A 22919-nucleotide genomic window follows, 5' to 3' on the forward strand; every position below is an offset into this window, starting at 1 on the left:
TAGTAGGATTCACTTAATCGAATTTTATTATTTTTAAACGGTTTCAAATTACTCTTTGACCTAATAGTATGCATGCCTTTCTGAAATATGTACAGATATGCATGTAAATATTGTCAATACCACTCTATCTTATTACAATACGTTGTCGGTTTCAAGGATAGTTTTAATCTTAGTTACCATTAAATCAATCGCAACCTCATTATCCCCGCCTTCAGGAATAATAATATCAGCATAACGTTTCGTCGGTTCAATAAATAAATTATGCATTGGACGCACTGCCGATAAATATTGGTCGATTACAGAATCTGTTGTACGTCCACGTTCTTTTATATCACGCATTATACGACGAATAATACGTAAATCCGAGTCCGTATCTACAAATAATTTAATGTCCATTAAATCACGTAAATCTGCATCTTCTAACACTAAAATACCTTCTAGTATAATAACATCTACAGGCTCTACATGAATAACTTCTTCAGCTCTTGTATGCTGCACATAGTCATATACTGGCTTTTCGATTGGTTGACGGACTAATAATTTTTTTATGTGTTCAATTAACAAATCATTATCAAACGCTAACGGATGGTCATAGTTTGTACCTAAACGCTCCTCAAACGTTAAATGACTTTGATCTTTATAATAAAAATCTTGTTCAATTACAACTACTGAATGATCGCGGAAAACATCATAAATAGCACGGGTCACACTCGTCTTTCCCGAGCATGAGCCACCAGCGATTCCGATGACGACTGGACGCTTTGCTGCCATTAATTATTCTCCTTTCGCATCATATTATGTGGCATTAATGGTGTGTCGCATTTAAATTTAACAATTTGTAGTGGATGACGTGCAGCATCTAAACTATTGCCATCCTCATCCCAAATTTCACCCATTGTAAAACGGAAATTTTCGATTTCTGGTCCAAAGAACTCTACCTCATCACCAGGTTTAAAATAGTTACGTTGTTGCATTGTAACAATTTTCGTTTCTGGGTCATGCTCTAAAATCAAACCAGCAAACTCATAAGTCGTTTTACGGCCATGTACACCAAACATTTGCTCCTCGTGGCCAGGGGCATCATGGAAGAATGCTTCAGCAGTATCACGGTTAGCACATTTGTCTAGTTCCTCTAGCCATTCACGTTTAATTTTGAAATTTTCAGGGTCAGCACAATAAGCGTCAATCACTTTGCGGTACACTGAAACAACTGTAGCCACATAGTGAATTGATTTCATACGACCTTCTACTTTTAATGAATCAATACCAAGCTCAATCATATGCGGAATTGCTTCAATCAGCTTTAAGTCTTTCGGACTCATTGCAAAAGGTGCGTGATTATCATCGAAAAGTGCCTTTTCTTCGCCATCCTCTACCTCATATAAATCATAGTCCCAGCGGCAAGATTGACAACAACCACCACGGTTAGAGTCACGAGCAGTCATATGATTTGAAAGCACACAGCGACCAGAATAGGCGATACACATTGCTCCATGAACGAAAGCCTCAATTTCAATATCGACTTTTTCTTTCATCAGCTTCATTTCTTCGCCGCCAACTTCACGTGCTAATACGACACGATGTAAGCCTTCTTCTTTCCAATACTGTACTGCCTTCCAGTTCGATAAAGATTGCTGTGTAGAAAGGTGAATTTCAAGCTTTGGTGCAGCTGTACGGCATGTTTCAATGATTAATGGATCCGCTACAATAATACCTGTAACTCCTGCAGATTCAATATCTTGTAAATATTGCTCTAAGCCGTCCATATTTTCATTGTGGGCGAAAATATTTGTCGTAACATATATTTTTGCACCGTATTTTTTGGCGAATTCAACACCTTCGCGCATTTCTTCAATTGAGAAGTTATCTGCGTTTGAACGTAGACCGAACTCTCGTCCACCGATAAATACAGCATCCGCTCCATAATGAACTGCTACTTTTAATTTTTCTAAACTACCTGCAGGGGCAAGTAGCTCTGGTTTTTTTGTAATGACACGTTTACCGTCTACGATCTCACGGATTTTGTCATTTTGCTCTAATACTAATGCCATGTTCTTGCCACCTCCTAGTAAACTGTTTCCTTGAAGATAAAGCCAGTATCAAGAGGTCTGATGGTAGGCTGAATTTCTTCAATTTTAGCTAATAAATCATCTTTAATATCTTCATACGCATCTTCTGATTCGTCAAAATATGTGTCAATTGCTTGACGATAAGCTTCTGTTACTGTGACCACATATTCTGGCGTTTGAAGAACACCCTCAATTTTCAATGCATCAATGCCACCTTCGAATAATTCGCCAAGCTCATCAATAATGCACATATCGTTTGGACTGAAAATATGAGTACCGTTAGCGTCCTCATAAATTGGATATTTATTATTACGTTCATCATCATGAAGGAACATATTGCGATTTTCCTTACGATTTTCAATTTCCATTACTTTATCTTGATATAAGAAATAATGGCCTAGTAATGAACGTTTTGATTGGAACATACATGTCATTCCATGTACCTGAACCTCAATCTCTACTTCTGTATTTTCTTTAATTTCTAGCACTTCATCTAAAGAAAGTTCACGTGAAAGCACTGCGCGAGTTGCTCCGCGTTTTCCCCAATAATTTGCCGTAAACCAGTTCGTTGCAGTCGTTTCTGGATTCCAGTGTAGCGGTATTGTTACACCTTGCTCACGACGGATGATTAATACTGCTGGATCACCATAAATTAAACGGTCAACACCAATACGTTGCATTTCTTTTAAATATTCGGCAAGCGCATCCAATTTTTCATTATGGAATAGCGCATTTACCGCAACATAAACCTTTTTACCCGCTGCATGAATTAGCTTTGTAGCTTCTTCCACTTCACTAACAGAAAATTCTCCTGCTAGGCGCAGACCAAATTGTTGTTCACCAATGACAAAAGCATCTGCTCCAGCCTGTAAAAGTGCTTTTACATGGTCCACTGATTGCGGTGTAACAAGCAATTCAGGTTTTTTCATAATAGTCACCTCTTCAAACATAATAATAAACCATCACCAACTGGTAAAAATGCACTTGTATAATCAGGGTGCTGCATAATCCATTCGGTAAAGTTTTTTAAATTGCGAATCATTGTACGCTTACGACGCGGTACATCTTTTAAATCCAAATCTGATAAGCCATGCATATACATATTATCGATATACAGAACTCCGCCAGATTTTACAAGAGGCGCATACTTTTCAAAAAAGCGTTGATATTGTCCCTTTGCAGCATCGATAAAAACAGCATCGAAAGTCGTTTGAATTGCTTCATCGTTCACCTCTAAGGCGTCACCTTCAATGACCGTAATACGATCTGATACTGCTGAACGTTCAATATAAGCCTTTGCTCTCGTAACACGCTCTATATCACGCTCGATTGTAACGATCTGCACATTTGGTAAAGCCTCTGCCATCCTTATTGCAGAATAACCAATTGCTGTACCAATCTCTAAAATTTTCGACGGATTTTGAATACGTAGCAGTTGATTTAGTGCATCAATGCCTGAAAGTTGCATAATCGGTACATGATTCTCCTCCGCAAATGCTTCCATTTCTAAAAGCAATTCATTACGTGGTTGAATAAATGATTGTATATATGCATCTGATAATTCCATTTTTTAATTCACCCTCATATCAATTATGCCTCGGCATAATTGCCGCTGTCGCTACGCTTTCGCGCAGATAAACATTGCTTCCGGAATCAGCTTTGTGCTTAGGCCTGCGTGAGGGCCAACACGATGTTGGTCATTTCGGTAATGCCACAGGACGTGGCGCTTTTACCGATGCAGGTCAGTTAGCCGTCATCACATGGATGCGATGATTTAGGCTAACATCCTTTAAGAACTCCATTCCGATTCCGTGACATCCGCCGGAGGCGCAACGAGCAAGACTCGTTGTCTGTACTTCATCATTTAGCAACAAAAAGAAAAAGACCAAACGTGATGTCTTGGTACTTCGTCATACAAAAATGAGCAATTGTTTTATAAGCTCAAAACAATTGCCACCACGTATATTATTCCGCATTAACGGACTGATTGAATTTTTTCCATGCGGATCGATTAAAAATCACAATTTATAATAGCACGAAAATAGAAGGAAAGCTATTTTTCTTTCCTTCTATCCACATTATTGCTATTTATTTTTTCTATTTAAAGTACTTACTCTGCTTTTTTTATATATTTATCTACTTTCTGTAAATGTTCATCATATGTTTTCGAGAAGTGGTTGATACCCTTTGTATCCGCTAAGAAGTAGAGATAGTCCGTTTTACTTGGATTAAGCACTGCTTCAATTGAAGATTTTCCAGCACCCGCAATAGGACCTGGTGGTAAGCCTTTATTTTTGTAAGTATTATAGGCATTGTCTACTTCTAAATCTTTATATAATACACGATCTTTATGGGAACCTAGTGCATATAAAACAGTTGGGTCTGTTTGTAGTGGCATCCCTTGATCGATACGATTATAGAATACGCTCGCAATCGTTTCACGATCTGTTTGGGCAGTAGCTTCTCTTTCCAGTAATGAAGCAAATGTTAATAATTGATGTACTGAGATTTTCTTTTCAGTTAAAACATCGTTGTAATTTTTCACAACCTTGTCCATTGCTCCTACCATCTCGTCTACAATCGATTCCAATGATGGTTTTTCTTCAAAATAAGAATAAGTTGCAGGGAATAAATAGCCCTCTAAATCATATCGAATATTATCAGCTAAAACCGCATCCGTCACAAGCTCAGGATATTTAGCCTTCATTTGTTGTACAAACGCATCGCTTGTTACTAAGTCCATAAATTCTTTTTGAGTGTACGGCGTTTTCTTTTCCACGATATTACCAATTTGTTCAAGTGTTAAACCTTCAGGAATTGTCATCGTAAAGACTGGCGTACGATAAACCTTCCCGGTTTTTAAACTTTCGATTAGCTCATCGAATGTCATTGCTTGTGTTAAATCATAGTTTCCTGCTTGGAACTGGGATTCATTTTTAAATTTAGAATAGTATTTAAAAACACGAGCATCTTTAATAACCCCTTTTTCCTCTAATAGAGTTGAAATAGAGCTTAAAGTTGAACCAATTGGTACTTCAACTGCAATTGTTTTAGTCGCATCTGGATCCATTGGTTTTAAGGCACTCTTCACATAATTATAACCAAGTAAACCGACAATCCCTGATATTAGAACAAAAGCAATTGCTACAATAGCAACGATTTTTCTCACAATTTTTACCTCGGATTTTCTTTCTTGCATTTTTGAAAACATTTCTTGTTTTTTCGAACCGTTATTCACGGGTTTCCCCCCTATCACTCCATTATCATACTAGAAATCAACTTTCACGACAAACAGAAATAGATAATTCAGTAAAAATGGATCACATCAATTATGCCTCGGCAAAACAAAAATCTGCCAACTAGTTCGTTAGCAGATTCAATAATATTAACGGTTGAAAAACTAAATATCTCAAAATAAAGTGATATCAATATCTATAATTGAAAAGCTTCTTGTTTGACATCGACTAGTAAACTCTTTGCAAGCTGTTCAATCACTACATCATCAGCTGGAGGATTAAAACGGCTACATTGAACGTCTCGAAATAGTCGTTGTAATTTACTAGCTTTAGACAGACTTCGTCCCCCAACAACTTGCATTGCTTTTGTTACGATGTCAATCGCATTGTTACAAATAACATACTTTGCAATACTAACATCTTCAGAAAGTTGGTCCTTTATCGCAGGATTTTGTTCAACTTGCGCTGCGATACTATACAATGTTCGACGTGCCGTTTGATAAAGCACTTCTATTTCACCAATTTTTTGTTGGACATGATTTGCGTGTGCGATTGTATTTTCTAAGCTGTATGAATAAGTATTTTTAGCAAAATCTATTGCATAATCCCTAGCTGCACCTGCTACTCCTAAGTAAACAGCTGGAATTTCTAACGAATAGACGCGACCATCAGCTAAAAAACGATTTACTTCCTTTGGACGATGTTTGTATAGCAATGCATCCTCTGGAACAAACGTATCATGGAAAATAATATCATGACTACCTGTTGCACGCATTCCCATCGCATCCCATGTATGAATAACCTCTACCTGATCATTTTTGGTTATTAAAAATTCAGCAGTTAAATTTTCTTCTTCTATATAAGCGATAATCGTAAATTGTTTTAATATTGGGGCTAAGGAAGCAAAAGCCTTTTCACCTGTAATGATATAGCCTCCAGGCACTTTTTTCGCAATTGTTCCCGGTAAACTTCCACGAGAAATATTCCCCTTCCCTCGCTCGCTATTTATAATATTTAAGAGAGAACCTTCTTTAACTGCTTTATGGCACAATTCCGCAAATATAGGCTCAGGCCATGTCCCCGCCTCACGAACGTTCAAAAAAGTTAATAAGTGCCACCCAACTGACAATGCAGTAGAAGCATCTCCTTTAGCTAAATGTTCCTGTACTAATAACATTTCATATAGAGAAATTTCCTCACCGCCATATTTTTTCGGCACCGTTAGTTTAAAATAGCCAGCATCCTCTAAAATTTTAAAATGCTCAAACGGAAATTCTCCACTCTCATCATATTTTTCAGCTGTCTTGTCAATTTGTTGTGCCAATTCAATAGCATACTGAACTAGCTGCTGCTCACTTTCGTTTCGAATAAAAACATCACTCATCCATGAGTCACCGTGCTTTTAGTAAATCTATTTTGTGGCTTTTTCAGCCCTAAATGTTCTCTTAGGGTTGAGCCTGTATACTCTTTACGATAAATACCACGCTCTTGTAAAATTGGCACTACCTTGTTCACAAAATCCTCTAAGTCTCTTGGTAATAACGGAAACTGTAACATAAAGCCATCTGCCGCTTCTTCTGTAATCCAACGTTCCATCTCATCGGCGATTTGCGTTGGTGTCCCAACAAAGGCATCACGCTTTGCAGGGCCAAAAAGGCGCGCATATAATTCACCGACTTTTAAATTTTCTTTTTTGATAATCTCTAAATGCTCAAAGAAATGACTTTGAATACTATTGACCTCAGGAAAATCCACTTCAATTGCAGGTGTATCTAACGAGTATTTAGAGAAATCAACATTTCCCATATAACCCGAAACAAATTTTAAGCTCTCATAGGGGTCAATCAGCGCCTGTAATTCATTATACTTACGGATGGCCTCTTCCTCCGTATCTCCTACAATTGGCGATATCCCTTGTAACACAAGTAGCTCATCATCAGTGCGCCCAAATGGAGCAAGCTGTGCCTTTAAATGGCGATAATGCTCCTTGGATTTCTCAATATCATCCCAATGAACAAAAACGACCTCCGCTGTTCGTGCTGCTAATGTTTGCCCCGGTTTTGAAGCACCAGCCTGCACAATAACAGGCTGACCCTGAACAGAACGTGCAATATTCAACGGACCTTTCACTGATAAATATTTACCTTTAAAAGCTGTCTCATGTACTTTATTGCGATCATAAAAAATATTATTATCACGGTCGTAGACAAAAGCATCGTCCTCCCATGAATCCCATAATGACTGCACTACATCGATAAATTCTTCCGCACGTTCGTAGCGATGATCATGCTCCCAATGTCTGTCACGACTGAAGTTTAAAGCCGTCTCACCTGTAGCATCTGCTGTTGTCACTAGATTCCATCCGACTCTACCATTACTAATATGATCTACGGACATTAGCTGCCTTGCTAACACATATGGCTCACTATATGTGGTTGATGCCGTTGCCCCGAGCCCAATTTTTGTTGTCGCAGCTGCCAAAGCTGTAATCTGTATAAGAGGATCAAGGCGATTTAAAATATGTGGATGTGATTCATGATTGATCGCTAAACTATCCGCAACAAAAGCAATATCAAACTTGCCCTTTTCAGCAATTTGCGCCGTCTTTTGCAAGGCATTAATATCGATGCTTGCATTTACTTTTGCAGACGGATGTTTCCAAGCTGCCACATGCATTCCTGCCCCAATTAAATATAACGCAAGCTTTAACTCCTTTTTCTTAGTCATTTTCTTGTCATCTCCTTTTTAATGAATCAATTTCGCTGTCGCTTTGCATTTACACAGATTAACAGTATGTCAGAAGGCATTAGACCAATATACTGTTGTTGGTCAATGAAGATAAAACTCTTTCCATGCAGCTAATTCATCTACAGGCATTTTCACAGGAATATAATTGCCATTAGAAACATCTTTAATGAAATTAGCCGTTTCTTCACGCTGATGCAATTAATCCTAATGTATAATTTAGTTTCCTCATATTAAAATTCTCCTTTATGACACTCTGCGTAATTTTCGCTCAAGACTATTTCCAATACTTTGAATGATTTGTACTAGTACTACTAAAATCACCACTGTTACTAAAATCGTTACGTTGTCAAAGCGTTGATAGCCGTAAGTAATGGCTACATCACCAAGGCCACCACCTCCAACTGCCCCTGCCATTGCAGTCGCTCCAATAAGCCCAATTGTTGCAGTCGTGACACTTAATATTAAAGAGGGGAAGGCTTCAGGTAGCAAAAACTTTTGAATAATTTGAAGTGGCGAGGCACCCATTGCCTTCGCTGCTTCAATAATGCCTTCATCCACTTCCAGTAATGAATTTTCTATTAATCTTGATATATATGGCCCTATATGCAAGACAAGCGGTACAATAGCAGCTGTTGTCCCTATTGCTGTTCCAACGAGCAAGCGTGTAAATGGAATGATAGCAACTAGCAAAATAATAAACGGAATGGAGCGCAGGGTGTTGACGATTGGATTGATAATTGAGAAGATTATTTTATTTTCAAGAATATGCCCTTTTCTCGTCACAACTAAAGTAATCCCTAAAATAAAGCCCAAAATAGCTCCAAAAAATAACGAAATACTAACCATGTACAGCGTATCTAGCACTGCGTCGATAATGATTTGCGAGCTCACCTTCATGTGCAATAACCTCCTCTATTTGAATATCTTTCGTTTGAATAAATTGATGTGCCTTGTCTATTTCTTTGTCTGCACCAACAAGCTCAACGATTAAATTGCCAAAGGGAATCCCTTGTAGCTCTGTAATATTGCCAAACAGTACATTGACATCGACATCAAATTTTTTCGCTACTTGAGAGACAACTGGTTGCCCAACGTCTACACCTATAAATTTCAGGTTATATATCTTTTTAGACTGATCTATCGTTTTTAATTGCTCGTAGACAGATTGTGGAATGTCATCTCGAACTACCGATTGTACAAAGTTTTTAGTCGTCTCTTCTTGCGGTGCAGAAAAAATTTCAAGTACATTACCTGTTTCAATAACTCTTCCGTTTTCCATAACAGCTACACGATTGCAAATATCCCTTATGACTTCCATTTCATGTGTAATCATTAAAATGGTAATGCCATACTCAATGTTGACTCGCTTTAGTAGCTCTAATATAGATTTAGTCGTTTGCGGGTCAAGAGCAGAGGTCGCCTCATCACACAATAGAATTGTTGGCTTTGTGACAAGTGCACGAGCAATGCCTACTCTCTGCTTTTGTCCACCTGACAGCTCATCGATATAGCGTTCGGCTTTGTCCTGTAAACCGACAAACGACAAAACCTCCCTTACTTGACCTTCAATGTTTGATTTTTTAACGCCACTTAATACTAAAGGCATCGCAACATTTTCGAAGACAGTTTTTGAACGAAGAAGATGAAGTGTTGAAAAATCATACCAATATTTTTCTTTTCCTCGCGAAGCTGCTTTTTACTTAATGTTTTCAGCTCTTTGCCATTCACAAGAACGCGACCAGATGTTGGTTCCTCCAATAAATTTACTGTCCGTATTAATGTACTTTTACCAGCACCACTAAAGCCGATAACACCAAAAACATCACCCTTTTGAATCGTTAAATTAATGCTATTTAATGCCGTCACAACGGTTGTTCCAACTTGAAATTCCTTTGTCATTTCGATAAATTCAATCATTTCACGTCTACCTCCTTAGCATTTCATTTTGACTACTTTCGACTTTAAAAAGAAAAAGATCAATTATGCCTCTGCATAATTGCGTCCGGAATCGGCTTTGTGCTTGCACAAAGAACTCCTTTCCGATTCTGTGACATCCGCCGGAGGCTTTAACTTCTTTCAGTGGATGTAACTGCCGTTTCACTTACGTTACATAAAACATTTGTAGCTGACGCTTTGCTTACGCTACATAAGACATTTGCTGAAAGAAGTTAAAATGCTGGAACGACAGCCCCCTTATACTGATCTTCAAAAAAAGTACGCGCCTTGTCACTTGTCAGCCATTTAACGACTTTTTGAATCGCTGGATCATTTTGTTTTTCTTTTGTCGTCGCAATAATATTGACATATGGCGATTCTGGACCTTCTATAATAAGAGCATCCTTCATAGGGTTGTAGCCCCCTTCTAAGGCGTAGTTCGTATTAATAGCCGCTGCATCTACATCATCTAATGAACGAGTTAATAACTGAGAATCAACACCGATAAATTGAATATTTTTTTCGTTTTTTGTAATATCCTCAACTGTATAATCATTCTCCTTTGTTTTATCCAATTCAATTAGTCCATTATTTTGAAATAGTAGTAAAGCTCGAGAAAAATTGACGACATCATTTGGGACGGAAACCTTTGCATTTTGCGGTAAATCATTTATATTTTTAATTTTTTTAGAGTACACACCAAATGGTTCAATGTGAATTCCTTTTACACTCACTAAATCTAAATGGCTTTCTTTATTCGTTTGTTCTAAAAAGGGAATGTGTTGAAAATAGTTAAAATCTAGTTCACCATCTGCCGTTTGCTGATTTGTTTGAACAGCATCTTTTAAAATAGTAATGTCTAATTTCACACCATCTTTTTCAAGATCCTTTGCTAAATACTCTAGTACTTCCGCATGTGGCACATTGGCTGCCCCCACCTTTAACGTTACTGTTTCATCTTTGCTCGCTTCTCCTTTGTTTGTGCAACCTACCAGCAAACCTATTATTAATACACCAACTAGTAGTCCCCATATCGTCCTCATTAAATTTCCTCCTTTTCAAATCAACTTACTTGGTTTAATTTAAAACAAATCTTATCTGTTTACTTATGATGGTCAACGCTCGATATCTCGTTTTATCTGCAGATATTTAAAAATTCAGATAAAACAATAAGTTGAAAATTCTGTTTTTTCTTGAAAAATAACCAAATTAGCTCGAAAATACATAAATTTCATTTTCATATAGAATATTTTTACATATGAGATAGAAATATTCTATTAATGCTCTACAAGCTATGTAATAAAAAAAACTCTGAGTAGCATTTTACCACTCAGAGTTCTACTTATAATTCATTTAATACATCTTCTACAAATGCCCATTCTTCATCTGTTTCAATCGGTAATAATTCATCAATCGTTCCGTCATTTCCAGATACGTATTGAGAAGCAAAAATATCTCGTTCCTCAATTGGCTCGTCCGTTGCCTGAACATAAAGTACATAGGATTTGCCAAATTGTTCTGATGAAAATGTATGAATAACTTCACAAACCTGATCTGCCCCATCTTCATCTGTAATTGTAAATAGTTGCGGCTCTTCTTCAAATTCGTCTAGAAGTGTCAGGACTACCTCATTAATCATTTCCCATTCTGCATCTGTTTCAACTGGCTGTAGATTTGTCATTTCTCCATTATTATCATCATAATCAAATGTCATAGCAGAAATGTCTCCAGGAATTTCATTACCATCTTCGTCGATTAACGAAAACAATACATATGATTTTTCATCTGCATCGAAGGTGAAGACAACACGACACTTTTGCTCCTTGCCATTTTCCCCTACTATAAGAAATTCTTGCGTTTCCTCGTTCATTCAATGTCCTCCTTTTAACTATGGTTCAAATTTTGAAGCGAGTCCTTAAAAAGATATAAATCTCACCAACTCGTCTTACAACCTCATAGCTCCATTCTTCCTAAAGTAAAAAAGGAACAAGGAGTGCTTTGTGCCATCCTTGTTCCACACTTATAAAGAACGATGATTACTCTTCGCCTTCATCCTCTAAAGCGTTTAATACGTCTTCTACCATATCCCACTCTGCTTCAGTTTCGATTGGTGTTAATTCACCATCTTCACCATTTTCAGATGGAACGAATGAAGATACGAAGATTTCTACAGAACCATCCTCATCTTCTTCTGCGCCTACCATAGAGTAAAATACGTATGATTTGCCGAATTCAGCTGATTCATGTACGTGAATTACTTCACAAAGCTGTTCATTTCCGTTCTCGTCAATCACTGTAATGTGTTGTACGTGTAATTCTTCTTCATGGTTATGCTCTTGTGCCATGTAGTTGTCACCTCATCAATTAATTTTTGCTATCCAAGTAGCCTTGTAAAATCATCACAGCAGCCATTTTATCAATGACTTGCTTACGCTTTTTGCGACTCACGTCTGCTTCGATTAGCATACGCTCAGCAGCCATCGTTGTTAAACGCTCATCCCAAAGCTTGACCGGTAGTGAAAATGTTTCTTCTAAAAGCTTTTTATAGTTTTCAGAAGCCTCACCACGCGGTCCCACCGTATTATTCATGTTTTTCGGGTATCCTACAACAAATTCTGTTATAGCATACTCCTTCACTAGCTCGGTTATACGGTCAATGCCGAACTCGCCGTTAGCTTCATCAATTTTTACGGTTTCAATACCTTGGGCAGTCCACCCTAAAGCATCACTAACAGCAACGCCAACAGTTTTTGACCCAACGTCTAATCCCATAATTCTCATTTCTAGTCCTCGTTGTTCTTTTTAATATAAAACTTAACAAGCTCTTCTAGAATTTCGTCACGCTCAAGCTTGCGAATTAAATTACGAGCATCCTGATGGCGAGGAATATACGCCGGATCACCAGAAAGTAAATAACCGACAATCTGATTGATAGGATTATATCCCTTTTCCTCTAATGAAGAATGTACTTTCAACATTACCTGCTTGACTTCCTGTTCCATTGATTCTTCTGGAAAATTAAATTTCATAGTTTGATCAAATGAACTCATGACCAGCACCTCGCTTTCAGAAATAAGGAGATGTGCAAAAGCTCATCTCCAATTTCTCTTTATTATAACATGTTTTGGCGTATTATCAATTATGCCTCGGCATAATTGCGTCCGGAATCGGCTTTGTGTTTAGGCCTGCGTGAGGGCCGACACGATGTCGGTCATTTCGGTAATGCCACAGGACGTGGCGTTTTTACCGATGCAGGTCAGTTAGCCGTTATCGCATGGATGCGATGATTTTAGGCTAACATCCTATGCGAACTCCTTTTCCGATTCCATGACATCCGCCGGAGGCTTTAACTTCCATTCGCTGAAAGAAGTTAAATGGATTTAACATAATCATACACATAAAGTAGTGCTTCATCAAGTTTTGATGCATCTTTTGCACCTGCCATCGCCATATCTGGACGACCGCCACCTTTACCACCACATGCTTCTGCTACCATTTTTACGATATTTCCTGCATGGTAATTGCCACCAACTAAATCTTTTGTTACACCAGCACATAGCATAACCTTTTCGCCATCGACTGCACCAAGAACGATAACAGCTTTAGGCATTTTTGCTTTCAGGTCATCCATCATTTGACGCAATTGATTATTGTCCTTCGCCTCAACTTTAGTAGATAAAACAGTTACATCCCCAAAAGTTTGCGCTGCGTCCACAATTGCACCTGCTTGTGCATTCGCGATTTTTTGTGATAATGCCTCATTTTCACGTTGTAAATCTTTGTAGTCAGCTTGTAATGCATGTACTTTTGTCACAATATCTTTTGGATTTGCTTTTAATAATGCTGCAGCTTCGTTTAATAAAGCTTCTTCCTCTTTTACTGCTTCATAAGCAACTTTACCTGTCACAGCCTCGATACGACGTGTACCTGCACCAATACCACCTTCTGAAACAATTTTGAAGAAGCCAATTTCAGATGAACGTTTTACGTGAATACCACCGCAAAGCTCAATAGAGTAGTCACCAATTGAAACAACGCGAACGATATCGCCATATTTCTCGCCGAATAGCGCCATTGCTCCCATAGCTTTCGCTTCATCGATGCCTTTTTCTTCAATAACGACCTCTATATCATCCCACACTTTTTCATTTACAATACGTTCAATTTGTTGTAATTCCTCTTTTGTCACTTGTCCGAAGTGAGAGAAGTCAAAGCGTAAGCGATCAGGTCCTACATATGATCCAGCTTGGCTAACATGGTCGCCAAGTACATCTTTTAGCGCACGTTGCATAATATGTGTAGCTGTATGGTTTTTAATAATTAAATTACGTTCTTCACGGTTAACTACTGCTGTTACAGCATCTTCAACTTGCATTTCGCCAGATTTCACAAGTACAGTATGAAGCGGCTGACCATTCGGAGCTTTTTGTACATCTTTTACAATGGCCGTAAAGCTATCATTAGAAATAACACCGCTATCCGCAATTTGACCACCCATTTCAGCATAGAATGGTGTTTTAGCTAAGATAACTAGTGCTTCTTGTCCTTCAGATGCTACCTTTGATACTTGGCCGTTGACAATTATCGCTGCAATTTCTGAGTCTGTCGTTAATGTATCATAGCCTACAAATTCACTTGCAACCGTCAAATTTGCTAGCACTTCGTTTTGTACTTGCATAGAATCCACATCTTGACGAGCCGCACGTGCGCGTTCACGTTGTTCTTCCATTGCCGCTTCAAAGCCTTCATGATCTACCTTCATGCCTACTTCTTCTGCATACTCTTCTGTTAATTCAATAGGGAAACCGTAAGTATCATATAAACGGAATGCATCTGCACCTGGAATATAGTCATGACCAGCTGCTTTTTGAGCTTCTACTACTTCGTTAAAGATAGCAAGACCACCGTCTAATGTTTCATGGAAGCGAATTTCTTCATTTTTAATAACACGTTGGATAAACTCGCATTTTTCCGTTACTTCTGGGTAGAAATCATTCATAATTTCACCAACAGTTGGTACTAATTCAAACATAAATGGCTTTTCAATGCCGATTTGTTTTGCATAGCGCACTGCACGACGTAATAAACGACGTAATACATAACCACGACCTTCATTTGAAGGAAGCGCACCATCACCAATGGCAAACGCCACTGTACGGATATGGTCCGCAATAACTTTAAATGGTGTATTGATATCTTCTTCTGAACCGAAGATTTCACTTAGCGCTACTTCACCTGGACGTTTGTATTTGCGATTCGCTAACTGCTCGATCTTTTCAATAATAGGCATGAATAAATCAGTATCAAAGTTCGTTGGAACATTTTGAACAACTGATACGATACGCTCTAGACCCATACCAGTATCAATATTTTGCTTTGGAAGTGGTGTATAAGTGCCATCAGGATTATGGTTGAATTGAGAGAACACTAAGTTCCAAATTTCAAGATAGCGTTCATTTTCACCACCTGGATACATTTCTGGATCATTTTCATCTGAACCATATTCTTCCCCACGGTCATAGAAAATTTCTGAGTTAGGACCAGATGGACCTTCACCGATATCCCAGAAGTTCCCCTCAAGTCGGATTAAACGATCTTCAGGAATACCAATTTCGTTATGCCAAACATCATACGCTTCTTGATCTTCAGGATGGATTGTAATAGATAAAAGCTCTGGATCAAAGCCCATCCATTTTTTATCCGTTAAGAATTCCCAAGCAAAATGAATAGCTTCTTTTTTGAAGTAATCCCCAATTGAGAAGTTACCTAGCATTTCAAAAAACGTATGGTGTCGAGCCGTTTTACCTACGTTTTCAATATCATTTGTACGAATTGATTTTTGAGCATTTGTAATACGTGGATTTTCAGGAATGATTCGACCATCGAAATATGGTTTAAGTGTTGCAACACCTGAGTTAATCCAAAGTAATGATGGGTCATTGATTGGCACAAGTGGTGCTGAAGGCTCATGATGATGCCCTTTTTCTTTAAAGAATTCTAAATACATGCGGCGAATTTCTACTGCTTTCATTTGAAAAGTTCCTCCCTATGTTTTGTAAAATCACGAAATGAATCCGCAAATCAATTTTGCCTTAGCGCAAGCTTTCACGCAGATAAACATAAAAAAGCCCCCATCCCCAAAAAGGGACGAGGACTTGTGATTTGTCTCGCGGTACCACCCTAGTTGTAAGTATATAAGTATACTTACCTCTTTAGCACTTGTAACGTAAGTGAACGGCAGGGATTAACTGCACTCTGGAGTAGCTTTCGGTATTTGCTATTGTGAGGATTTTTTCAGCCAAGAAATCCCTTTCTTTTACACGCACAAATACGTACTTTTTCCATCATCGTTTTTTACAATTTTCTAACGAGAATTATAAAAAAAATATTCCCTTCTGTCAATTCGCACTATAATTGCTAATCATAACTAAGCTCACTTTTTATGCTATCGAGAGAAATAATTTTTTTTGTAAAAAACAAAGGTAGACAGTCCTGTTAACAAGACCATTACAACGATTACTACCCAAAATGCATTAGATGCATTTTGATAAGGTAGAGGCACATTCATCCCATAAATGTTGGCAATTAACATCGGCACCGATAAGATAATTGTAAATGAAGCAAGTAATTTTAGTACTTGACTAACATTGTTTTGAATTACGTTTCCATAGGCATCCATAATATTATTTAAATTAGATTGATTAATTTCCGTCACTTCATATGCTTGATCTATTTCAATAAGTACGTCGTCTAAAATACTTACATCGTCTTGCTCCAATTTGATATTGCTTCCCTGTAATATTTTTTGCATCGTAAATTTCATCTGTTTAAGTGATGTTACCATATATATAAGACTTTCGTTCAAGTATAGTAGTGTGTATAGCTCACTATTACGATATGATTTGGCAAGTTCTTTTTCTGCTAATGTGATTTCCCGTTCAATTGTAGCTAAAAAATGAATATATGCCCGAGCTGTTATACTTAATATATTTAAAGTGTTGCGCGTTTTCAAATGTGTCTCAAAAAGAGTCATCCCACCATTCAACAAATCTTTCATGAAAGGTAGCTCTTCTTTACATATCGTAATCATATGATTTTTTGTGTGAATGATCCCCATAGGAATTGTTCGATATTTCACGTCTTGAGAAGAACTCTCGACATCTAATTGATCGTACGGGACATGAATAACCATCAAGACCGCTCCGTTGCGCTCTTCTATTCGCGGGCGTTCTTCGATATCAAGTGAATCTGTTAAAAAATCGCTTGGAACGGCAAGAGCTGCCACTACACGTTCAATTTCACTGGATGTTGGCGCTTCAAGATGAAGCCAACTGTTATACCCAATATTTGTTGTCTGCTCAAATTTACCTTCGGAATTACTTTTGTATACGAAAAGCATTTCGGTACACACCCTTTCTATCTACGGTACAAGAATATTAGAAACGTAAAAATTTTGTTTTATAAAATACGTAGACAAGGCCTCCACTGATCCCTAGCATTAGTCCAATAACTACTAAAAACATAATTGGCTGATCTTCATAGGGCAATGGGACGTTCATCGAGAAAACACTTCCAATTATGGTCGGAATCATTAGGACAAGCGTAAGTGTAGTCAATATTTTCAAAACGCTATTTAAGTTATTATGAGTAATTGCCGCGTACGCATCCATTAGATTGCTTAAACTTAGACTACGCATTTCCGTTACTTCCGCTGCTTGTTCAAGATCTACTAACGCATTATGCAGCATCTCCTCATCTTCACTATATAGTTTTATATCTTGCCCTTTGGAAAGGTGTAAAAAAACATTGCGCATAGCTCGTAAAGATGTCGAAAAATATACCAAACTTTTATTAATATGAATCAGACCGAACAACTCTCGATTGTTATGCGATTCTTTTAATTCTTGCTGTAATCGTCCAACCTGTGCTTTTATACGCTTGAGAAAATCGAGATACGATAGAGCAATCGCTTCAAAGAGAATCAATGTTATTCGAGTCTTCATATGCGTTTGAAATGTACCATACTTCCCTGAAAATATGTCTCTGCATAATGGATTATCTTTTTTTGTGACAATCACCAAATGATCTTTTACATGGATGATGCCGATTGGTATCGTTCGATAAGGAATTTCTTCGTACAACCGTTCCTCATTCATCGCCATAGGAGAATTGAGAATGATGACCTTTGACGAATCATCCTTTTCAATCCGAGGTCGCTCATTGATATCTAAGGAGTCACGAATAAAATCTTCCGGAATATTAAGTTTATTTGAAATTTGAGAAATTTCAGTATCTGTCGGATCCACAAGATAGAGCAACGTGTTGTGAACAATATCAGATACCTGTTGTAATTGACCTATTGAATTACTTTGATATATCGTAAGCATCTTTTTTCCTCACTTTCTCTTCTAAAATAGCCGTTTTTTATAAAATACCCAACCTGTCAACAAGCTAATGACTACAGAGATTGACATTAGAACCGCTAATGCATATGCACCATCTTGCTTCGGCAATGGGAAATTCATTCCATAAATTGTTGCGACCATCGTCGGAAACGTTAAGATAATCGTAAATGCAGTTAAAACTTTCACTACAACACTAAGGTTAATTTCAATCGCAGCAGAATATGCATCCATCATATTACCTAAATTTTCGTTGTAAATTTTTGATGTATCAAGAGCTTGTTGCATCTCATTAAGAGTGTCTTGCATCCGTTTTTCAGCTTCTTCATTCATTTCTAGTACTCTTGACAATTTCCTCATCATCACAAGATTTACTTTTAACGCCTTTATGAAATAAACAAGGCTCTTATTTATATTGAGTAAAGTATACACTTCACTGTTCTTGATTGATTTTTGTATTAATTTTTCAGATATAATAACTTTTTGATTAATATCATCAAGGCATCGTAAACAATAACGGGCCGAAACAAGCAACAATTGTAAAATAAAAGATACGTTTATATTGTTATTAAAATTCTTATCGAGAATTTTGCTAAATTCCTGTAAAATCGGATGATTATCACGACAAATTATTACAATTACTTCACTTGTTTGAATAATACCCATTGGAATTGTCCTATATGGTATAGTTTCACCATTTGGCATTTTTAAGGGTACATTGACAATCAGTAATAAATCATTTCCGCTTTTTTCTATTCGTGATCGTTCATCAATATCAAGGGAGTCACTAATAAAGTCACTCGGTACTCCAAGTCGATTAGCGACATACTGTATTTCCTCTTCGGATGGTTCAGTGAGATATACACAGCTACCCTGAACGATCTTAGGCTGTTCTTCCAGTAGCCCTTCTTTGCTTCTTTTATAGATTTTAAGCATTGAATCGTCCTCCTAATCTGTTGAATTAAAACAGATTTAAGTTTTTTACTCCTACTATCTCCATCGGTCAGACTCGGACTCTCCATTTTGACCCCCTCCTTTCTGAAAGCGAACACTTATTCACCACCGAAGTGTTCTTTTTTGAAAATAAAAAAACCTCCAGGAGTCCCGGAGATTTTAAAAAAGCGCATAAAAAAATAAATAAGTACAAAAAGCACTTTTATTCCCCCTAACTCGAGTTTTAGCACTATACACCGTAAAGAGATGATTTTATCTCTTAGCCACCTTATGAAAAGCCTTAATTCGGCAATTCCTGTTCTACCCATGGGCATCTTTCGATATTTCTGGGCAGTGGCCTATGTTTGTATAGGAGCCTCACCTAACGAGGTTTTATTTAATTTCTTCGCAATCGTAAGCCGTATTTTTTAATTTGTCAAGAGTAAAAAAATGTTTTTTAGATTTTTTTATTACGAATTTCTTTATAAAACGAGAAATAAACAGCGTAGACTTCAACAAAAATTTTTGCGGTTGTTTACGAAGAATTTTTTCTCTATTAAACTATTTCTCTGTCCTTTTAAGCTGTTTATTTCAAGCGAAAAATTGATAAGAAACTTTAGTAAATATTCTCTATGTACTTTCATAAGCACTTACTTTTTAATCAAGAATAGATTTTTTGTTCAGCAGTTTTAACACAAAAAAACATACAAAGACTTAACAACTGTTACAGAAGCTATCGATACAAATTTATTCATTATTAATTCGAAAAACCACTTCCCCAAGATTGGATTTGAAGTCCTTTGTTAGCATAAAAATAAGCCACATCAACAATGGTTAGGCATATATGTTGTATTGGAACGGAGATTGGATATGAGGCTAAGGGCATTCCTTCCTGTGGTACGCCTTCGTGGCCAATATCATTTCACCCCAAGCAGCTCATCGTCCCCCCAGACGTTACGGAAATCCTCCCACTTTGTGATGATACGTCGAAAATACACTATTTCCCTGATACCATTTTAAGATTTTAATTTTTGGAACAGTTGTTGACAACCAAAATTATTCGGAGTACAATTCACCTGAAAACAATAAATCCTCGTTAGGTGAGGCTCCTATGTAAACATAGGCCACTGCCCAGAAATATCGAAAGATACCCATGGGTAGAACAGGAATTGCCGAATTAAGGCTTTTCATAAGGTGGCTAAGAAATGATGTCATTTCTTTACGGTGCATAGTGCTAAAACTCGATTAAGGGGAATAGAACGTACTTTTTTATTTTTTTGTGCGCTTTCACCCCCTCTAAATCGTTAGAGGGGGTTTTATTTTATTTGACTATAAAAGGGGGAACATGTGATGGATAGTTATTCGATATGGCATTTCATATTTTTATATAATTCGAATATGGCAAAAGGCAGCGTTTTTGCGTTCAGTCCGCATATGTCCCTTTCTTCAAAACTCCAATTATGAATTTTTTTGCGAATTGAAGTTTATCAAGATAGGTTTATTTGATGTGTACGTTGAACAAGATACATTCTAAGCAAGAAGCTCCCTTTTTTACGGGAGCTTTTTTATATTATTTTTATTTTAGTGGCATTCTATAAAAAAACTGAAGAGGTGATTGACGATGATAATGACAGTAGAAATGATACTCAAGTTAAGCCTAGCTTTACTATTCGGATTATTGATTGGGATTGATAGACAGATTAAACAAAAACAACTTGGCATGAGACCTAGTATGGTCATCTGTATTGCCAGCTGTTTATTAACTATTGTCTCCATAGAAGCATTCGGAAAATTTGGAGGTGCCAATCATCCGAATATGGATCCGATGAGACTTGCTGCGCAGATTGTAAGTGGGGTTGGTTTCATTGGTGCTGGTGTTATTTTACGAAGAAGTAACGAGGTGATTTCTGGTCTTACTTCCGCTGCGCTAATCTGGTCAGCTTCTGCCCTTGGAATTTCTATCGGGGCGGGGTTTTATATAGAGGCAACATGTGCTGTCATCCTTTTGATAGTGGCAGTCAACATCGTGCCCTTTTTCATTAAAACATTAGGTCTATCAACACTTAACCGACAGGAAATTTCATTAAAGATTATCGTGGAATCGAATTATCGTATGACAGAATTAATTAAAATGATTAAGCATAGAGGGCAAAATGGATCTTCAAAAAAATCTGAGTATAAAATTCGGCATTTCAAGCTCAAAGATATTGATAACGATCACCAATTAATTGACTTAATTCTTTCGGTACCAGAAGACCAATATACGACGGAGATTTATTATTATGTCAAAAAGATTGATCACGTCCTGAGTGTCGAAATTGAGAATTTGTAATAAAAGGGAGCGTTAAATAATGATTAGACTACATCAATATAAATATAAAGAAGAGTACACATACTACATGTTGCAATCTTTAAAGTCTGGAAAAAAAGATTCTTTTCGAAAGGATTTTCTAGATTTACACCCTATGGATCAAGCAACATTTTTTATAGAACTTAGCGAAGAAAGACGCTTCACGATTTATTCTTTTTTAACTCCTTGTGAATTTGGAGAAATTTTTAGCGAGCTAGAACCAGCCATGCAGAAAAAATGTATTATAGAGATTGACCGTCCATATGCAGTGGAGATGTTAAATGAATTATCTCCAGATGACGCCACAGATTTTTTTGGGCTACTATCATATAAAGAAGCCGATTATTATTTAGAGCGAATGGAAAAAGATGAAGCTGATGATATTAAGCAATTACTGCAATACAAAAAAGGATCAGTCGGAGCCTTGATGACAACAGACGTAGTAATAGTTGCAAAAGATGATTTAGTAATCGATGTGTTTGAACGCCTAAAGCATAGTGAAGTAGATGCAGAAACTTTTTATTATTTATACGTTACTGATACCAATAAACAATTGCTTGGAGTCGTATCATTACGAGAGCTAATAATTTCCCCACCAGAGTGTCGAATGGGTGAAATTATGAACTCTGGCATCATTTCAGTGTCTGCCCATACAAACCAATCTGAGGTAATCCAAATCATTAGAAAATATGGTCTTTTAGCAGTCCCTGTAGTAACAGAGAACCTTGAACTACTTGGAATCGTTACTTTTGATGATGTGCTGACTTATCTATAAAGATAGTGATATTTTTATAGTAATTATATCAATTATGCCTCGGCATAATTGCGTCCGGAATCAGCTTTGTGCTTAGGCCTGCGTGAGGGCCGACACGATGTCGGTCATTTCGGTAATGCCACAGGACGTGGCGTTTTTACCGATGCAGGTCAGTTAGCCGTTATCGCATGGATGCGGTGATTTTAGACTAACATCCTTTAAGAACTCCTTTCCGATCCCGTGACATCCGCCGGAGGCTTTAGGGCAACAAATGTTTTTTGCGCGATAGCGAAGCGACAGCAAAAGGGTTTTATCTGCGCGAAAGCGAAGCGGCAGCGGCAGCGGCAGCGGCATCAACACAATGTTGGTCACTCAGTCGTTGCCACAGGACGTGGCGTTCTTAGACTGAGTTCCTCTATTTCAGCGGATGTCTTTTGTACCGAAAGCATAGCGACAGGTACAGATGTTTTGGGCACCCGCTGAAAGAAGTTA

20 protein-coding genes, 1 pseudogene, 2 riboswitches and 1 other annotated feature are annotated in these 22919 nt (G+C 37.5%); of the genes and pseudogenes, 3 read left to right on the forward strand and 18 right to left on the reverse strand.

The window, feature by feature from the left end; all coding sequences use genetic code 11:
* Positions 1-132 precede the first annotated feature (132 nt).
* The 18 genes and pseudogenes from udk to AC1DCY_RS13670 all read right to left on the reverse strand — a co-directional run bounded on the left by udk (position 133) and on the right by AC1DCY_RS13670 (position 19326).
* Positions 133-771: a uridine kinase gene (udk, locus tag AC1DCY_RS13585; RefSeq protein ID WP_477350895.1), complete on the reverse strand. Its 639-nt coding sequence runs from the start codon at positions 769-771 to the stop codon at positions 133-135.
* On the reverse strand, positions 771-2051 hold the full coding sequence (locus tag AC1DCY_RS13590) for a peptidase U32 family protein (RefSeq protein ID WP_477350897.1): 1281 nt from the start codon (positions 2049-2051) through the stop codon (positions 771-773). Before AC1DCY_RS13590 ends, udk begins: the two co-directional genes overlap by 1 nt.
* A 14-nt stretch (positions 2052-2065) precedes the next feature.
* Positions 2066-2998: a peptidase U32 family protein gene (locus tag AC1DCY_RS13595; RefSeq protein WP_477350899.1), complete on the reverse strand. Its 933-nt coding sequence runs from the start codon at positions 2996-2998 to the stop codon at positions 2066-2068.
* A 5-nt stretch (positions 2999-3003) separates the two neighbouring features.
* A complete protein-coding gene (locus tag AC1DCY_RS13600; RefSeq protein WP_400722688.1) occupies positions 3004-3636 on the reverse strand; it encodes an O-methyltransferase in 633 nt (210 codons plus the stop codon).
* A 543-nt stretch (positions 3637-4179) separates the two neighbouring features.
* Positions 4180-5307, reverse strand: a complete 1128-nt coding sequence (gene mltG / locus AC1DCY_RS13605; protein ID WP_477350901.1) for an endolytic transglycosylase MltG — start codon at positions 5305-5307, stop codon at positions 4180-4182.
* A gap of 194 nt (positions 5308-5501) precedes the next feature.
* Positions 5502-6689 carry an acyl-CoA dehydrogenase family protein gene (locus AC1DCY_RS13610; RefSeq protein WP_477350903.1) on the reverse strand — a complete coding sequence of 396 codons (1188 nt, stop codon included), beginning with the start codon at positions 6687-6689 and terminating at the stop codon, positions 5502-5504.
* Positions 6686-8032, reverse strand: coding sequence for an LLM class flavin-dependent oxidoreductase (locus AC1DCY_RS13615; protein ID WP_477350905.1), 1347 nt, complete (start codon positions 8030-8032; stop codon positions 6686-6688). Before AC1DCY_RS13615 ends, AC1DCY_RS13610 begins: the two co-directional genes overlap by 4 nt.
* Positions 8033-8296: 264 nt before the next feature.
* On the reverse strand, positions 8297-8950 hold the full coding sequence (locus AC1DCY_RS13620) for a methionine ABC transporter permease (RefSeq protein WP_049667732.1): 654 nt from the start codon (positions 8948-8950) through the stop codon (positions 8297-8299).
* Positions 8892-9970: pseudogene (locus AC1DCY_RS13625) on the reverse strand (methionine ABC transporter ATP-binding protein). The gene AC1DCY_RS13620 and the pseudogene AC1DCY_RS13625 overlap by 59 nt, the downstream one beginning before the upstream one ends.
* Positions 9971-10221: 251 nt before the next feature.
* Positions 10222-11031, reverse strand: coding sequence for a MetQ/NlpA family ABC transporter substrate-binding protein (locus AC1DCY_RS13630; protein WP_477350907.1), 810 nt, complete (start codon positions 11029-11031; stop codon positions 10222-10224).
* 299 nt (positions 11032-11330) lie between these two features.
* Positions 11331-11858, reverse strand: coding sequence for a DUF1292 domain-containing protein (locus AC1DCY_RS13635; protein ID WP_477350909.1), 528 nt, complete (start codon positions 11856-11858; stop codon positions 11331-11333).
* Positions 11859-12024: 166 nt separating this feature from the next.
* Positions 12025-12333, reverse strand: a complete 309-nt coding sequence (locus tag AC1DCY_RS13640) for a DUF1292 domain-containing protein (RefSeq protein WP_477350911.1) — start codon at positions 12331-12333, stop codon at positions 12025-12027.
* A 19-nt stretch (positions 12334-12352) separates the two neighbouring features.
* Positions 12353-12769, reverse strand: coding sequence for a Holliday junction resolvase RuvX (gene ruvX / locus AC1DCY_RS13645; RefSeq protein WP_477350913.1), 417 nt, complete (start codon positions 12767-12769; stop codon positions 12353-12355).
* A 2-nt stretch (positions 12770-12771) separates the two neighbouring features.
* A complete protein-coding gene (locus tag AC1DCY_RS13650; protein WP_004226839.1) occupies positions 12772-13038 on the reverse strand; it encodes an IreB family regulatory phosphoprotein in 267 nt (88 codons plus the stop codon).
* A gap of 320 nt (positions 13039-13358) precedes the next feature.
* The gene (alaS, locus tag AC1DCY_RS13655; RefSeq protein WP_477350915.1) at positions 13359-16019 is read right to left on the reverse strand and encodes an alanine--tRNA ligase; all 2661 of its coding nucleotides are present in this window, start codon (positions 16017-16019) and stop codon (positions 13359-13361) included.
* Positions 16020-16128: 109 nt separating this feature from the next.
* Positions 16129-16345, reverse strand: a binding site (T-box leader).
* A gap of 88 nt (positions 16346-16433) precedes the next feature.
* Positions 16434-17387, reverse strand: coding sequence for a magnesium transporter CorA family protein (locus tag AC1DCY_RS13660; protein ID WP_477350917.1), 954 nt, complete (start codon positions 17385-17387; stop codon positions 16434-16436).
* A 37-nt stretch (positions 17388-17424) separates the two neighbouring features.
* Entirely contained in the window at positions 17425-18375 is a 951-nt protein-coding gene (locus tag AC1DCY_RS13665; RefSeq protein ID WP_477350919.1) for a magnesium transporter CorA family protein, read from the reverse strand.
* Positions 18376-18396: 21 nt separating this feature from the next.
* Positions 18397-19326 (reverse strand): magnesium transporter CorA family protein, encoded by a 930-nt coding sequence (locus AC1DCY_RS13670; RefSeq protein WP_477350921.1) that lies wholly within the window; start codon positions 19324-19326, stop codon positions 18397-18399.
* 218 nt (positions 19327-19544) lie between these two features.
* Positions 19545-19720: riboswitch (M-box (ykoK) riboswitch) on the reverse strand.
* Positions 19721-20408: 688 nt separating this feature from the next.
* Positions 20409-20583: riboswitch (M-box (ykoK) riboswitch) on the forward strand.
* Positions 20584-20950: 367 nt separating this feature from the next.
* Here AC1DCY_RS13670 and AC1DCY_RS13675 point away from each other — a divergent pair.
* From AC1DCY_RS13675 to AC1DCY_RS13685, 3 genes are all read left to right on the forward strand, one after another.
* Positions 20951-21655, forward strand: coding sequence for an MgtC/SapB family protein (locus tag AC1DCY_RS13675; RefSeq protein WP_477350923.1), 705 nt, complete (start codon positions 20951-20953; stop codon positions 21653-21655).
* A 19-nt stretch (positions 21656-21674) separates the two neighbouring features.
* Complete coding sequence (locus AC1DCY_RS13680) at positions 21675-22448, forward strand: magnesium transporter (RefSeq protein WP_477350924.1); 774 nt, start codon at positions 21675-21677, stop codon at positions 22446-22448.
* A gap of 219 nt (positions 22449-22667) precedes the next feature.
* Positions 22668-22910, forward strand: coding sequence for a hypothetical protein (locus AC1DCY_RS13685; RefSeq protein WP_477350925.1), 243 nt, complete (start codon positions 22668-22670; stop codon positions 22908-22910).
* Positions 22911-22919: the final 9 nt, after the last annotated feature.

The sequence above is a fragment of the Lysinibacillus sp. 10T31 genome (assembly GCF_056394365.1).